10 protein-coding genes are annotated in these 16,026 nt (G+C 63.9%); 3 read left to right on the top strand and 7 right to left on the bottom strand.

The annotated features are described in order from the left end of the window. Positions 1-163: 163 nt before the first annotated feature. Positions 164-2,689: a sulfite reductase flavoprotein subunit alpha gene (locus tag LOY70_RS04205; RefSeq protein WP_265033651.1), complete on the top strand. Its 2,526-nt coding sequence runs from the start codon at positions 164-166 to the stop codon at positions 2,687-2,689. Between the two features lie 142 nt (positions 2,690-2,831). On the opposite strand, the gene LOY70_RS04200 is transcribed toward LOY70_RS04205, so the two are convergent. The 4 genes from LOY70_RS04200 to ptsP all read right to left on the bottom strand — a co-directional run bounded on the left by LOY70_RS04200 (position 2,832) and on the right by ptsP (position 10,138). After that, positions 2,832-4,373 (bottom strand): alkaline phosphatase D family protein, encoded by a 1,542-nt coding sequence (locus tag LOY70_RS04200; RefSeq protein ID WP_265033649.1) that lies wholly within the window; start codon positions 4,371-4,373, stop codon positions 2,832-2,834. A 203-nt stretch (positions 4,374-4,576) separates the two neighbouring features. Then, positions 4,577-6,319 carry a PTS fructose-like transporter subunit IIB gene (locus LOY70_RS04195; protein WP_265033648.1) on the bottom strand — a complete coding sequence of 581 codons (1,743 nt, stop codon included), beginning with the start codon at positions 6,317-6,319 and terminating at the stop codon, positions 4,577-4,579. Between the two features lie 13 nt (positions 6,320-6,332). Continuing rightward, on the bottom strand, positions 6,333-7,274 hold the full coding sequence (pfkB, locus tag LOY70_RS04190; RefSeq protein WP_265033646.1) for a 1-phosphofructokinase: 942 nt from the start codon (positions 7,272-7,274) through the stop codon (positions 6,333-6,335). After that, a complete protein-coding gene (gene ptsP / locus LOY70_RS04185) occupies positions 7,274-10,138 on the bottom strand; it encodes a phosphoenolpyruvate--protein phosphotransferase (RefSeq protein ID WP_265033644.1) in 2,865 nt (954 codons plus the stop codon). Before ptsP ends, pfkB begins: the two co-directional genes overlap by 1 nt. A 288-nt stretch (positions 10,139-10,426) precedes the next feature. Between ptsP and cra the strand changes: the two genes are divergently transcribed. Beyond that, complete coding sequence (gene cra, locus LOY70_RS04180) at positions 10,427-11,422, top strand: catabolite repressor/activator (protein WP_265033642.1); 996 nt, start codon at positions 10,427-10,429, stop codon at positions 11,420-11,422. Between the two features lie 3 nt (positions 11,423-11,425). Further along, entirely contained in the window at positions 11,426-12,202 is a 777-nt protein-coding gene (locus LOY70_RS04175) for a TatD family hydrolase (RefSeq protein WP_265033640.1), read from the top strand. A gap of 124 nt (positions 12,203-12,326) precedes the next feature. Here the strand turns inward: LOY70_RS04175 and LOY70_RS30090 are convergent, their stop codons facing one another. From LOY70_RS30090 to ampD, 3 genes are all read right to left on the bottom strand, one after another. Beyond that, on the bottom strand, positions 12,327-13,031 hold the full coding sequence (locus LOY70_RS30090; RefSeq protein ID WP_405045652.1) for a methyl-accepting chemotaxis protein: 705 nt from the start codon (positions 13,029-13,031) through the stop codon (positions 12,327-12,329). Between the two features lie 1,597 nt (positions 13,032-14,628). Further along, positions 14,629-15,465 (bottom strand): regulatory signaling modulator protein AmpE, encoded by an 837-nt coding sequence (ampE, locus tag LOY70_RS04165; RefSeq protein WP_265033636.1) that lies wholly within the window; start codon positions 15,463-15,465, stop codon positions 14,629-14,631. Next, complete coding sequence (ampD, locus tag LOY70_RS04160; protein WP_123342819.1) at positions 15,462-16,022, bottom strand: 1,6-anhydro-N-acetylmuramyl-L-alanine amidase AmpD; 561 nt, start codon at positions 16,020-16,022, stop codon at positions 15,462-15,464. The genes ampE and ampD overlap by 4 nt, the downstream gene beginning before the upstream one ends. Between the last annotated feature and the right edge of the window lie 4 nt (positions 16,023-16,026).

Genomic DNA, 16,026 nt, shown 5'->3' with positions numbered 1-16,026 from the left:
CTTCGCGGCCCAGCGCGAGCAAGCTCCCTCGCCACGGGTTTGCCGATTGCCTTGAACGTTCATGCAATTGATTGGGGGCTTTTGCGCGTGTTTATGAATGCTTCTCGATAACACACGGCATAATGCACGCCGTGATGAACAGTAATGAGTGAAGGCGGGTGACGTGTTGAAGAAAACCCTGTTCCAGTTGCACTGGTTTTTCGGCATCAGTGCCGGGCTGGTCCTGGCGTTTATGGGCATTACCGGTGCTGCGGTGTCGTTCCAGGACGAGATCCTGCGCGCCTTGAATCCGCAGGTGCTGATGGTCGAAAAGCAACCGGCCGGTGTCCTGCCGCCCGCCGAGCTGGTGGAGCAGATCGAAGCCGCCTCGGGCAAGACCGTCGCCATGCTCTGGGTCGAGACCGATAGCGGCAACGCCGCGCGGGTCATCTTCGCCGCCCCGCCTGGGGAAAAACGCGGGGCCATGCGCTATTTCAATCCCTACACCGCTCAGTTCATGGGCGATGTGGTGGGCCAGGACTTCTTCGGCCTGACGCTCAAGTTGCACCGCGTCCTGGCCCTGGACGAGGTGGGCCGGCAGATCACCGGTGCCTGCACGCTGATCCTGGTATTTTTCTGCTTGTCCGGGCTGTACCTGCGCTGGCCGCGCCAATGGAAAAGCTGGCGCGCCTGGCTGACCCTCGACTGGGCGAAAAAAGGCCGCAGCTTCAATTGGGACCTGCATTCGGTCGCCGGCACCTGGTGCCTGGTGTTCTATCTGCTGGCGGCACTGACCGGACTGACCTGGTCCTACGAGTGGTACAACAAAGGCGTCACCCGCCTGCTCTCCGACTCGCCCAAGGATGAACGTGTGCGCAATCGCGGCCCGGCGCCGAGCGGCCCGCCGCCCGTGGCTGATTACCGAGCGATGTGGAGCAGCATCTACAGCGCCGCCGGCCCGGGGCTGATCGCCTATAACGTGCGCATGCCGCCGGTGGCCGGGCAACCCGCCACAGTGTTCTACACGCTCAAGGACTCGCCTCACGACCGGGCGCTGAACCAGCTCATCCTCGACCCGGTCACCGGCGTCGTCAGCCAGCACAGCCGCTACAGCGACAAGAGCCTCAAGGCGCAACTGCTGACCAGTATCTATGCCCTGCATGTCGGCAGTTACTTCGGTCTGGTCGGGCGGATCCTGGTCACGGTCGCCGCGCTGACCATGCCGCTGTTCTTCATCACCGGCTGGTTGCTGTACCTGGACCGGCGCCGCAAAAAGCGCCACGTCAAACAGGCCCGCCAGGAGCTCGCCCCCCTACCCACCGACGCGCCAGCCTGGCTGATCGGCTTCGCCAGCCAGAGCGGTTTCGCCGAACAACTGGCCTGGCAGACCGCCGGCCAGCTCCAGGCCGCCGGCCTGCCGGTGAAGGTCCAGCCCCTGGCCGGCGTCAGCGAGCACGACCTGAGCAACTCCACCCACGCCTTGTTTGTCGTCAGCACCTTTGGCGACGGCGAAGGCCCCGACAGCGCCCGGGGCTTCGAGCGCAAGGTGCTGGGCCGCGCCCTGAGCCTGGAGCGCTTGCAGTATGCGGTGCTGGGCCTGGGCGACCGGCAGTATGAAAACTTCTGCGGCTTCGCCCGGCGCCTGCATGCCTGGCTGGCGGAGCACGGCGGCAAGACCCTGTTCGCTCCGGTGGAAGTTGACAGTGGCGACCCTTACGCCTTGCGTCACTGGCAACAACAACTGGCCGAGCTGACCGGACAGGCGCCAGTGGACATCTGGCAAGCGCCGAGCTTCGAGCACTGGACACTCAGCCAGCGCACCCTGCTCAACCCCGAAAGCAGCGGATCGGGCGTGTATTTGCTGGGCCTCACGGCGCCAGGCCCGAGCAGTTGGCTGGCCGGTGACCTGGTGCAGGTCCTGCCACGCAATGACCTGTCGGCCATCGAACATTTTCTCGATGGCCTCGGCCTCTCCGGCAACGCTCGCGTGCACGTCGACGGCTTGCCCCAGAGCCTCAACCAGGCCCTGGCCACCCGGCACCTGCCGGAAAACCGTGCCCATCTGGTCGGCCTGCACGCCCAGGCATTGGTGGAGGCGCTGGCGCCGCTGGCAATGCGCGAATATTCCATTGCCTCGATCCCGGCCGACGGCGTGCTGGAACTGATCGTGCGCCAGGAACGTCATGCCGACGGCAGCCTGGGCGTCGGTTCCGGCTGGCTCACCGAACACGCCCCGCTGGGCAGCGCCATCAGCCTGCGGGTACGCCGCAACAGCGGTTTTCATCTGCCGCCCCAAGGCGTGCCGATGATCCTGCTGGGCAACGGCACCGGCCTGGCCGGCCTGCGCAGCCTGCTCAAGGCACGCGTGGCCGAGGGCATGCAGCGCAACTGGCTGCTGTTTGGCGAACGCAACCGCGAACACGATTTCCACTGTCGCGACGAGTTGCAGGAATGGGTGACCTCCGGCGACCTGGAGCGCTTGGACCTGGCTTTTTCCCGGGATCAGGAAAAGAAAATCTACGTCCAGGACCGCCTGCTGGAATCGGCCGCGCTGCTCAAGCAATGGATGGCCGATGGCGCGGTGATCTATGTCTGCGGCAGCTTGCAGGGCATGGCGTCAGGGGTGGATCACGTGCTCAACCTGGTGCTGGGGCGTGAGGAAGTGGAACGGCTGATCGAGCTGGGGCGGTATCGACGGGATGTCTACTGACCATCCCTACTCAAGTAACACGCCATTTCCTGTGGGAGCGAGCTTGCTCGCGATGACGGTTTTCCAGTCAGCCATGTGTTGACTGATACACCGCCATCGCGAGCAAGCTCGCTCCCACATGGGTTCCTGGTTTGCTTGAAATTCACACGGGCTGCAACTTCTTCTCAAACACCGCCACGCCTTCCAGATCCCGCAACACCACGCTCATCTCCCCGCTCTGCCCATCGATGTTCACCTCGCCAAAGAACTGATACCCGGCAAACGGTGAGGTGTTCTGGGCCGGTGGCGCTTTCTGGAACACCACCTCAGGGCCGAAGGTCTTGTCCAGGGCGTTGGGTCCGAAGCTGCCGGCGTTCAGCGGCCCGGCGACAAACTCCCAGAACGGTTCGAAATCCTGGAACGCGGCCTGCTCCGGGTGGTAGTGATGGGCGGCGCAGTAGTGGACATCGGCGGTGAGCCAGACGTAGTTGCGCACCTGATGCGTGCGCAGGTAACCCAACAGTTCGGCGATCTCCAGTTCACGTCCCTGGGCCGGGCCGGGCTCGCCGTTGGCAACCGCTTCCCAACGCGGCACGCCGGGGCTGACCTCGCCGTCGGGCACGCCCAGGCCGATGGGCATGTCGGCGGCAATGACTTTCCACTGGGCGCGGGATTGCTTCAACTCGCGCTTGAGCCAATTCAATTGCTCACGCCCCAGGAACGGTTTGGCCGCGCCGAGGTTGGCGTCGTTGGCTTCGCGGTAACTGCGCATGTCCAGCACGAACACATCCAGCATCGGCCCGTAACTGAGCTTGCGATAGATCCGCCCGCCGCCGTCGGCCTTCTGCAAACGCATCGGCGCGTACTCCAGCCAGGCCTGCCGCGCACGCCCCACCAGGCTGTGGATGTCCTTGGTCTGGTAACGCTCGTCCAGTTGCTTGCCCGGTGACCAGTTATTGACCACCTCATGGTCGTCCCATTGCCAGATCTGCGGCACTTCAGCGTTGAAACGACGCACGTTTTCATCCATCAGGTTGTAGCGGTAGTTGCCACGATACTCGTCAAGGGTTTCGGCGACCTTGCTCTTGGCTTCGGTGGTGAGGTTGCGCCAGACGCGTCCGCCCTCGGTGGTGATTTGCGCCGGCACCGGACCGTCAGCGTAGATGGTGTCGCCGCTGTGGATAAAGAAATCCGGCAGGCGCAGGCGCATGGCTTCGTAAATGCGCATGCCGCCGATGTCCGGGTTGATCCCGAAACCCTGGCCGACAGTATCGCCACTCCAGACAAAACGGATGTTGCGCTTGAACTGCGGCACGCTGCGCAGGTGGCCAAGCCAGGGTTCGCTGGCAACCCCGCTTTGGACATCTTCGAAATGTACACGGTAGAAAATCGCCTGGTCGCGGGGCAACCCGGTCAGTTCGACCCGGGCGGTGAAATCACTGCGGGCGTCGGCCACGGGCGAGACGAAGTGACGGGGATTGCTGAACTTGCTGCGGGTGTCCCACTCCACCACCATCCGCGCCGGACGGTCGCTGCGGCTCCAGATCATCGCCCGGTCGCCCTGCAAGTCGCCCGATTGCACGCCGTCGGTGAGCACCGGGCGATCCTTGACCGAAGCCATCACCGCCGGCGCCAACCCTGGCAACAACAACCCCGCGCCCACGGCTTGCATCACACGACGACGGCCCAGGTCGAATTCGCTCATGGTGTTCTCCCTTGAAATGGGAAAACTTAAGCATGGCTGTATGAAGTGGGTGTGACAGGGATTTTATGTTCGCCCCTGAACCCCCTGTGGGAGCGAGCTTGCTCGCGATGGCGGAGTGTCAGGCAACCAAGTTGTCGACTGATACACCGCTATCGCGAGCAAGCTCGCTCCCACAGGGGGATTTCATTGCTTCAAAGAAGCGATCAGGCCTTGGCCGGCTCCAACGCCATCTCCACCACTTCCGGCCGCTTGAGCAGCGCGTACGCCACTGCCGTCAGCAGGCTCCCCGCCACGATCGCCAGCAAGTACAACAACGCATGGTTGATGGCGTTGGGGATCAGCATCACGAACAGGCCGCCGTGGGGGGCCATGAGCTTGCAGCCGAAGTACATCGACAGCGCACCGGTCAGTGCGCCGCCGGCGATGCTCGCCGGGATCACCCGCAGCGGATCCTTGGCCGCGAACGGGATCGCGCCTTCGGAGATGAAGCACAGTCCCAGCACCAGTGCCGCTTTACCGGCCTCGCGCTCGGTCTGGGCAAATTTGCGCCGGGCGATAAACGTGGCGATGCCCAGGCCAATGGGCGGCACCATGCCGGCAGCCATGGCCGCGGCCATAGGTGCATAACTCTGCGAAGCCAGCAGCCCCACCGAAAACGCATAGGCGGCCTTGTTGATCGGTCCGCCGAGGTCGACGCACATCATCGCCCCCAGCAGCACGCCCAGCAGAATCGCGTTGGTGGTGCCCATGCTGTCGAGGAAGTGGGTCAAGGCTTCGAGCATGCCCGCCACCGGTTTGCCGACGATGTAGATCATCACCAGGCCGGTGAACAGGCTCGCCAGCAACGGGATGATCAGGATCGGCTTGAGCGCTTCCAGGCTCTGGGGCAAGCGCGCGTAGCGGCTGATCGCCTTGGCCGCGTAACCGGCCAGGAAACCGGCGATGATCCCGCCAATGAAGCCGGCGCCCAGGGTGCTCGCCAGCATCCCGCCGATCATGCCTGGCGCCAGGCCCGGCCGGTCGGCGATGGAATAGGCGATGTAGCCGGCCAGCAACGGCACCATCAATTTGAACGCAGTCTCGCCGCCGATCTGCATCAGCGCGGCCGCCAGGGTTCCAGGCTCCTTGAAGGCCTCGATGCCGAACACGAACGACAAGGCGATCATCAAACCACCGGCCACCACCATCGGCAGCATGAACGACACCCCCGTCAGCAGATGCTTGTAGGCGCCGGTCTTCTCCGACTTGGCCGGGGCACTGGCGCCGCTCGACGCACTTTCCTGGCGAGCTTCGACCAGCGCTTTGTTCAGCGTCGCTTCGGCCTGTTTCAAGGCAATGCCCGTGCCGCAACGGAAGATCTTCTTGCCGGCAAACCGCTCGGTGGCGACTTCAATGTCGGTCGCCAGTAGCACCACGTCTGCTTCGGCGATGGCCTCGGCGCTCAGCGGATTGCGTGCGCCCACCGAACCCTGGGTTTCCACTTGCAGGTCGTAGCCCAGTTTCGTCGCCGCCTGCTGCAAGGCCTCGGCGGCCATGAAGGTATGGGCAACACCTGTTGGGCATGCGGTGATGGCGACCAGGCGCGGGGCACGCTCGGCCGATACCGTCGGCGCCTCTTCCAGCACATCCGATTCGACAAGGACCTCGGCCTCTTCGGCACCGCGACGCAGCACCGAATCGACGTCTTGCAGGGCTTGGGCCGGGGTGCTGCGAAACAGACGCTTGCCGACGAACCGCGACATATCCACCGGGCCGCTGGCAACCAGCAACACCCACTCGGCCGCTTCAAGGGTCGCCGCCGACAACTGGCGTTCCGGATGGGCCGCGTCATGGACTTCGACACTGGTGCTCCAACCCTGGCGCTGCGCCGCCGCATCCAGCAGGCGGGCGCACAACACACTGGTGACCATGCCGTTCGGGCAGGCCGTCACAATGGCTAATTTCATCTTGCGAACCCTCTTATTGTTCTGTCAGGGGGCGCACGCGCACGCCCTGTTCGAGCGACGCCAGCAACGCGGTGTCGTGGATGCCAAAACCGATCTGCGTGACCGCCATGGCCGCAATGGCCGTGGCGGTGCGCAAGGTCTGCTCCGGGGCATGAGCGCCGAGCAGGCCGTGAAGCATGCCGGCCAGCAACGAATCACCGGCACCCACGGTGCTGGCGACGCTGACCTTGGGCGGCGAGGCATGCAGCGCCGTACCGACGCTGAACCAGTTCACACCGTCGGCACCATGGGAAATCACCACATGTTCGATACCCTGGGCATGCAGGCGCTGGGCGGCTTGCGCCTCGGCCACCTCACCCACCACCTCACAGCCCAGCGCATCGGCCAGCTCTTCGGTGTTCGGCTTGATCAGCCACGGCCCCGCCGCCAACGCGACGCGCAAGGCTTCACCGCTGGTGTCGAGGGCGACATTCAGGCCGAGCTTTTTCAAGCGCGTGATCAACGCCTGCAACCACTGTGGGCTGACACCTCGGGGCAAGCTGCCTGCCACCACCACGACGTCGTGACCGGGGGCGATTTGCGCCAGTCGCTCCAGCAACGCCTGCTGCGCGGCTTCGTCGACCACCGGCCCCGGGCCGTTGAGGTCGGTGATGCGTCCGTCCTGCTCGGCCAGCTTGATGTTGCTGCGGGTTTCCCCAGGCACGCGGATAAAGGCATCGACAAAGCCGCGCTGGGTGAACAGGGTCTCGAACACTTGGGCGTTGTCTTCGCCCAGAAAGCCACTGACCGTCAGCGTATGACCGAGGTCAGCCAGCACCTGGGCCACGTTCACGCCTTTGCCGGCGGCATGGGTGTGCATGTCGTCACTGCGGTTGACCTGCCCCGGTTCCAGGCGCGCCAGTTCCACCGTAAGGTCGAGCGCCGGGTTGAGGGTCAGGGTAAGAATCTTCGCCATTACAGCGCCTCCACTAATGCGCGCACGTCATCGGCGCTGCCCACGGCCAACGCCTCTTGGGCCAGGGTTTGTACTTGCACCAGACTCAGTTCGCGGACCCGCGCCTTGACCTCGGCAATGCTGCGGGCCGAGACACTCAGCTCGTCCACGCCCAGGCCCACCAGCACTGGCACCGCCAGTGGATCAGCGGCCAGCTCACCGCAGACACCGACCCACTTGCCATGGGCATGGGCGGCACGCACAGTGATGTCGATCAGTTGCAACACGGCCGGGTGCAAGCCATCGGCCTGGGCCGAAAGGGTCGGGTGACCACGGTCGATGGCCAGGGTGTATTGCGTCAGGTCGTTGGTGCCGACGCTGAAGAAGTCGACTTCCTTGGCCAGCACGGGCGCGAGCAACGCGGCGGACGGCACTTCGATCATGATCCCCAGTTGCAGGTCCGCCACCGGGATTTCCAGGCGCAGGCGTTCGGTCATGGCCCGGGCCTGGCGCCACTCATCGACGCTGCCCACCATCGGGAACATGATTCGCAACGGACGGTTGTCCGCCGAACGCAACAGGGCACGCAATTGCGCTTCCATGACCTGCGGACGTTGCAACGTCAGGCGAATACCCCGCACGCCGAGGAATGGGTTTTCTTCTTTCGCGATCGGCCAGTACGGCAGCGGTTTGTCGCCGCCGACATCCAGGGTGCGCACCACCAGCGGCCGACCGCCCAGGCCATCGAGCACCTTGCGGTATTCGGCTTCCTGGGTCGCTTCGTCCGGCGCCTGGGTGTGGGCCATGAAAATCAGCTCGGTGCGCAACAGGCCGATGCCTTCAGCGCCCTGCTCCACCGCGCTGGTCACGCCGGCGCTCTCGCCAATGTTGGCAAACACCTCCACGGCGTGACCGTCACGGGTCAATGCCGGCTGGTGGCGCTGTTCGGCGGCAATCTTGAGGCGCTGCTCGCGGGTGTCGCGTTCTTCGGTGGCCCGTTGCAGGGTGGCGGCATCGGGGTCCACGTGCAGGCGACCGCGCTGGCCGTCCAGCAGCAAGGGCGTGCCCGGCGCCAGCAACAACACCGCCGGCCCCGCCCCCACCAACGCTGGAATGCCCAAGGCCCGGGCAACGATGGCGCTGTGGGCGGTGGCGCCGCCGCGGGCGGTCAGAATCCCGGCCACCCGGGCCGGGTCCAGGCGGGCCACGTCGGACGGGCCGACTTCGTCCATCACCAGGATGTAGGGTTGATCGGGTTCGCTCAGGGTTTCGACGCCACACAGCTGCGCCAGCACCCGACGGCCGACGTCTCGCAGATCGGCGGCCCGTTCGGCCAGCAAGGCATCCTGCAAGGCTTCCTGCTCTTTGGCGGCGGCTTCGATCACGCCCATCCACGCCGCTTGCGCACTCTCGCCCAGCTTCAAGCGAGTGTCGACTTCGTCGGTCAGTTCCGGGTCGTCGAGCATTTCCTGGTGGGTGATGAAGATTTCGCGGATGGCCTTGGCCTTGGCCCGTTCGACCAAGCCTTCGATATCGCGCCGTACCTGGTTCAAGGCATTTTGCAGGCGCTCGCGCTCGATGGCCGCGGACTCGCCGCGCAGCGGGTAATCAATGGCCTGCAGCACCTGAATGTGGGCCGGACCGATGGCAATGCCGGGCGCCGCGGCGACGGCCTGGATCAGGCTGCCGGATTCGGGGGCCAGCATGACGGTGGCGACTTCGGCCATCGCCGGTTCTCGCGGCGTACTTGGTGGTGGCAACGGTTCGACTTCTTCGCCAAGGCCTTCTTCGATGGCCGCCAGCAGCGCCGGCAATGCGTCGTTGGCAATGCTCGGTTCGGCGATGAACTCCAGGACCTGTCCACGCCGGGCGCCCAGACTCAGCAACTTGCTCAGGCTCTTGACCGACACGGCGCTGTCCTGACCGTCGACGATGCGCACGCGGATCTCGCCGTCGAAACTTTTCGCCAGTTGCGCGAGGATCTTCGCCGGCCGCGCGTGCAAGCCATGGGCGTTGGCCAGGCCGATGCGCGCGCTGGGCCAGTCGGCGGGCAGTTCGCCACCGAGCACTTCGAGAACCTTGCGGCTGCTGGTGGCGCGACCCAGTTCATGGCCGCGGCCCTCGATCAACAGCGCGCAGAGCCGTTCCAGCAAGCTCTGGTGAGCCTCGCCGAGGCTGGCGAGACAGAACAGGCCACTCAGGGGTTGACCGAGGTAGCGGATGGGTTTGTCCGGCGTGACGAAAGCCAATCCCGGGCGCTTGACGGTCTGTTCACTGTGCAGCCACCACAAGCCGTCGCCCAGGGGCAGCGCCTCGACTTGCTGCAAGACACCGGCAAAGCCGTTGCTCACGCAGTCGGCCTGGCGCAGCAGTCGGGCACCGCGCCACACCAGCTCTTCGAAATCGTCAGCCGACACGCCGAGACCGATCATTTGCGCATCCAGGGCCAGCTCCTGCGGCGCGCCTTGCAGCAGCTTCAACAGGGCTTCGGCGGAGCCGGCACGGCGCAGGGCCTCACCCAGGTCAGTCTCGCCGAGGGCGCGGGTCAGCAGTTGCAGCAGGCGCAGGTGTTCGTCGGACTTGGCCGCAATGCCGATGGCCAGGTAAACGATCTGGCCATCGCCCCAGTCCACACCTTCCGGGAATTGCAGCAGGCGTACGCCAGTGGAATAAACCAGGTCACGGGTTTGCGGCGTGCCGTGGGGAATGGCAATACCTTGGCCAAGAAAGGTCGAGCCCTGGGCTTCGCGGGCCTGCAAGCCAGCCAGGTAGCCGTCAGCCACCAGGCCATCGGCCACCAGTTTGTCAGCGAGCAGTTGCAGCGCAGCGTCTTTATCCACAGCGGTCTGAGCCATGGATATCTGCTCTAGAGTGAGCTCGAGCATGCTTTCTCCTTTTTGGCGTCCGGTTGGCGCCAGGTATTGTTTTGAATGAATCAGCTTAGCGTTGCAGGACGGTTTTTGGCGCTATCGCGGCAGACGGGCCAAAAATCCTGCTAACCTTGAAAATACGCTTGCTGAAACGTTTAATCTAGAAAGATTGGCACGTTACTCGATAATCTCTCATCCTTGAAGTGCAACTTGTCGTAAGCGCTTGGACGGTGACCATCAGCTTGAATCGGGTAGGATGGCCCTTATTGTCGGGGCGAACTCGAAAAAATAAGGAAAACCGGGTTGAAACTCAGTGATATTGCCCAACTGGCCGGTGTATCCGTGACCACCGCCAGCTATGTCATCAATGGCAAGGCCGAACAGCAACGCATCAGCAACGCCACCGTCGAGCGGGTGCGAGCGGTGGTCAAGGAACATGGCTTCACGCCCAATCCCCAGGCCGCCGGGCTGCGCAGCCGGCACACGCGTACCTTGGGGTTCATCCTGCCGGACCTGGAAAACCCCAGTTACGCGCGTATCGCCAAGCTGCTGGAACAAGGCGCACGGGCGCGGGGCTATCAGTTGCTGATTGCCAGTTCCGACGATGCGCCCGACAGCGAGCGACAACTGTTGCAGCTGTTCCGCGCGCGCCGCTGCGATGCGCTGATCGTTGCCAGTTGCCTGCCGACCGGGGACGACAGTTACCGCCAATTGCAGGCCAAGGGCATTCCGATCATCGCCATCGACCGGGTGATGGAGCCTGCGCATTTCTGTTCGGTGATCAGCGACGACCGTCAGGCCAGCCTGCAACTGACCCGCAGCCTGCTGGAGACCCATCCGCGGCAAATCGCGCTGATCAGCGCCCGCCCCGAGTTGAGCATCAGCCAGGAACGGACCGCCGGTTTTAACGAAGCGCTGGCCGGCTTCGAAGGCCAGGTGTTGATCGAGCATGGCGAATCGTTCAGCCGTGAATGTGGCCGCCAGTTGATGGATGAAATGCTTGCGCGCCTGGGGCACCTGCCCGATGCGCTGATCACCACCTCCTATGTCCTGCTGCAAGGGGTGTTCGATGCCCTGCACGATTTCCCGCTCAAATCGCGCCCGCTGCGCCTGGGCACGTTCGGTGACACGCAGTTGCTGGATTTCCTGCCGCTGCCGGTCAACGCCATGTCCCAGCAGCATCAACTGATCGCCGACAAAGCATTGGAACTGGCACTGGCGGCCATCGAAAACGATGACTACCAGCCTGGCGTCCAGGCCATCGCGCGGACGTTCAAGCAGCGCATTCACCAAGGCTGAAGCATGGAGTTGATCGACACCCACACCCACCTGGATTTCCCGGACTTCGACGCGGACCGCTCGGCCCTGCTGGCCGAGAGCCGCGCCTTGGGCGTCCGGCAGATGGTGGTGCTGGGGGTGTATCGAGATAACTGGCAGCGGGTCTGGGACCTGGTGCAAAGCGACCCGGACCTGCACGCTGCCTTGGGCCTGCATCCGGTGTACCTCGATCAGCATTGCCCCGAAGACCTGGCACAATTGCGCGAATGGCTGGCCCGCCTGGCCGGGCATCGGCAATTGTGTGCCGTAGGGGAAATCGGCCTCGACTACTACATCGAAACCCTCGACCGTGAGCGCCAGCAAACGCTGTTCGAGGCGCAACTGCAGTTGGCGGCGGAGTTCGAACTGCCGGCGCTGATCCACGTGCGCCGCAGCCATGCTGCCGTGATCGCGACCCTCAAGCGCTTCGGCCTGGGCCGCAAGGGGATCATCCACGCGTTCGCCGGCAGCCTTGAAGAGGCCCGCGAATACATCAAGCTCGGCTTCAAGCTCGGCCTGGGCGGCGCCGCGACCTGGCCCCAGGCCCTGCGCATGCACCGGGTGCTGGCGAAACTGCCGCTGGAAGCGGTGGTGCTGGAAACCGACTCACCGGACATGGCCCCGGCGATGTTCCCCGGCCAGCGCAACAGCCCAGCGCATTTGCCGGCCATTTGCGAGGCGCTGGCGCAGATCATGACGGTCAGTCCAGAACAACTGGCTGAGGCCAGCACCACCAACGCCCGCGATTTGTTCAACTGGTAAAAACCCTGTGGGAGCGAGCTTGCTCGCGATAGCGGAGTGTCAGTCGACAAAAGGCTGTCTGACACACTGCAATCGCGAGCAAGCTCGCTCCCACATTGGATCGGCGGCGAACGCCGTTCTGTAGCTACACCCGAAACGCATTGATCAACTGCTTGAGCTGCACCACCTGGGCGGACAGTTCGCGGCTGGCGTCTTCGGTCTGGTGCGCACCTTCGGCGGTGCGTTCGCCGGCACGGTTGATCTCGACGATGTTCTGGTCGATATCGTGGGCCACGGCCGTCTGCTGCTCCACGGCGGCGGCGATCTGCTGGTTCTGGTCGACGATCATGCCGACGGCGCCGAGGATATTTTCCAGTGCCTGCTGGACCTTTTCCGACTGACCGACCGTGCCGCTGGCCATCTCATGACTGCTGCCCATGGCCTTGACGGCGGCGCCCACGCCACCGTGCAGCCGGCTGATCATCGCTTCGATCTCTTCGGTCGATTGTTGGGTCCGCTTGGCCAGGGTCCGCACTTCGTCGGCCACCACCGCAAAACCGCGCCCTTGCTCGCCCGCCCGGGCCGCTTCGATGGCGGCGTTGAGGGCCAGCAGGTTGGTCTGCTCGGCGATGCTCTTGATCACATCCAGCACGCGGCTGATGGCCTGGCTGTCGATCGCCAGTTGATTGATCACCTGCACCGACTGATCGATCTCGCTGGCCAACCGGGCGATGCTACCCTGCTGGGACTCCACCAGCCCACGCCCGCTAAGGGTCTCGTCGTTGACGCTGTGAGCACTGCTGACCGCCGCGGCGGCACTGCGGGCGACCTCCTGGGCCGTCGCCGACATCTGGTTCATCGCCGTGGCCACCAGTTCGATCTGGCTGCGCTGGCCGGCGACGGCCTGGTTGCTCTGGGCCGATACCGCTTCCACCTGCCCGGCCTGGCGCTCGACTTCGGCGACGGTCCGGCCGACCTGTTCGATCAGGTCATGGATTTTCTTTACGGTGCCGTTGAACACTTCACCCAACTCGCCCAGCTCGTCCTTGCTGCGGGCCACGAAATTGACCGTCATGTCCCCCGCCGCCACCTTGTCCATCATCTGGCCCAGGTGCTGGAGCGTGGTGCGGGTCGACGCATAGAAGCCGGCGTACAGGTAAAAAATCAGCAGGAATACGGCCGCCAGGGCCACGGCTTGCAGCACCATGTGGCTGCGATTCTGCTCCAGGCGCTGTTGCAACTGGACACCCAGGAAGCCCTGGGTCGCTTCGTTCAGCCGGTAAGTCTGCTCCATCAGGCCGCTGACCTGGTCATAGAACGCCGGCCACGGCGCATCGAGGGTGTCGGCCATCACCACCTGCTCCTCGATCAGCTCCGAGACCTTCTTGAGGGTGCTCTTGCTGCCGTCGGCCTGAGCGGCAAGGGCTTGCCCGGCGGCCTTGCTGGAGCCCAGGGCATCCTGCAGTTTCACGTCGTATTCGCCCTGGAGCTTTTCGATCTGCGCCAGCAACTCGTCGAAGCGGGTACTCGAGGCTGAATTGAGAAAGCCCAGCCCCAACGATGACGCGCCCAGTGCCCGGCCTTCGCCGAGAGTCTGGGTGACCTTGGGGGTCATGCCGATGATCAATTCGCTGAGCTGACGGATGTCGCCCTGGTTGTCGCGGCTCAAGCCCGCCTGGCTCGCGATAATCTGACTGAACATCTGCGCGTTGTTGAGCAACTTGGCGATCGCCGCGCTTTTGCTTAGCAGGGAGTTTTCCGCCTGCTGCGCCTTGAATGCCGCAATCATTTCGTCGCGCTTGGCATCGAAGGCGCTGACCTGTTCGGCCTCGACAGCCATCGCGGTCATGCCCTGCAAGCGCGCCAGCACCTGCTGCTCAAGGCTGCCGATCTTCGCCTCCACGTCACCGGCCTTGCCGGACTGTCCGAGGCTGGCGTTGATCTGCACCAAATTATTCAGGGTTTCCAGGTCCCGGCGCAGGGTCAGGCTGCTGCCCAGCAGGTCGAGGCTTTGCAGCTCCACGTGGGTGCCCTGGAACTCTCGATAGGATTCGCGCACCAGAAAGAAATTGGTCACCAGCATCGGCAGCAGAAACAACACGCTGATCAGGCTGAACTTCATGCCGAAGCTCAGGCGGTTCATCAGCGCGACGGCGGGCCAGAGCAAACTCTTCACAAGGAAGCCTCCCGGTAAGTGTTCTTATTTTTATGAGTTCGCGCACGGAGACAGCAGAAAGCCACTATTGGGCGCGCTGCTTCTGTATAGCCTAAATCGAAGGGGAGATTTGTAACTTAAGGTTAACGAGCGACCTGCCCTTTGTGGCGCGGGGATTTATCCCCGCTGGGGCGCGGAGCGGCCCCTGGCATTTCTAAGTTGAATCAATGGGTCTGCTATGCAGCCCAGCGGGGATAAATCCCCTCACCACAATGGCATGACCTTGCTGTTCTTAAGCCAGCACCGTCCACAACGCAAATCCGGCATACCACAGCACCGCCGAGCGCAGCAGCAACTCCCAAAGCCTATCCAGGCTGTTGATGCCATCCGGCCCGGCCACGGGCTTGGGAATCTCGCCAGCCACCAGGCCTACCTTGTCGATCAGATGGGCCGCGCTGATGTTCCAGTTCAACAGCTCATGCAGCATGACTCGGCTGACCGCGACGAAATTGCCCACCAGGGCGAAGCTCGCCGCCAGCAGCCGCACCGGCACCCAGTCGAAGGCATGGCGCATCTGCGCGGCGCGCTCGACCACACCGGGGTTCTGGCTGTGCTCGGCGGCCAGTGCCAACAGGCGATAGCTCAGGGCCGCGACCGGCCCCAGCAGGAAGTACCAGAAAATCACCGCGAAAAAGCTCTGGTAAGCCTGCCACAGCAAATACCCCTGGACCCGCTCCAGCAACTTCTCGCCGTCATCGGCTTCGATGTCCAGGTCGCGCTTGGCCACATGGGCTGCCGCTTGCAGGTCTTCCCGACGCCACGCATCGCGAAAGGGCCCCAGGTCTGCCAGCAGATCGCCGCGCCCCAGGCTGTAAATCACCACCAACAGATGCACCGGCAAGGCCAGCAGACCATAGGCCACCGGCTCCAGTACCCACAGCAACAATGCCAGCAGGGCCACGGGCAGCAGGACCATCACCACCAGGACGAGCCAAGGCCGGTTGACCCAGCGTGGGCTCGCCTCGAGCTTGTTCAGTTCGCTCAACCACCCGCCGTCGCGCTGGACCCGCTGGCGCAAGGCCGAGAACTTCTCGATCCAGACCGCCAGCAGCAACACCAGAAAACTCATTGTCCTTCCCCTTCTGTCAGGGCCGCGCGATAGCGTGCCCAGTCGAATGCCGGTCCTGGATCGGTCTTGCGCCCCGGAGCGATGTCGCTATGCCCACAGATACGCTGCACCGTGATCGCCCTGAACGCCGCCTGCAACTGCCGGGTCAGCTCCACCAACGCGACATATTGCGCGTCGGCGAAAGGCAGATCATCGGTGCCCTCAAGCTCGATGCCTATGGAAAAATCGTTACACGTTTCCCGTCCTTCGAAGCACGAGACACCCGCATGCCAGGCGCGGTCCAGACAGGAGACAAACTGGGTGACGGCGCCGTCACGCTCGATCAGGAAATGCGCAGAGACGCGCAAGTCGGCGATACCGGCAAAATAGGGATGTTCCGTGACATCCAGACGATTCTGGAAGAATTCCTGCACCTTGCCCGTGGCGAATTGTGCCGGCGGCAGGCTGATGTTGTGGATCACCAGCAGGGAAATCTCGCCCTCGGGGCGCGCATTGAAATTGGGCGATGGGCAATGACGCACGCCATCGCACCAACCGCTCGCGGAGTCCAGCTGCATACAG

It is taken from the genome of Pseudomonas sp. B21-054 (assembly GCF_026016345.1).
GTDB lineage: Bacteria > Pseudomonadota > Gammaproteobacteria > Pseudomonadales > Pseudomonadaceae > Aquipseudomonas.
Note: the sequence above shows the minus strand (reverse complement) of the source record. Positions and strands in the feature narration are given on the sequence as shown.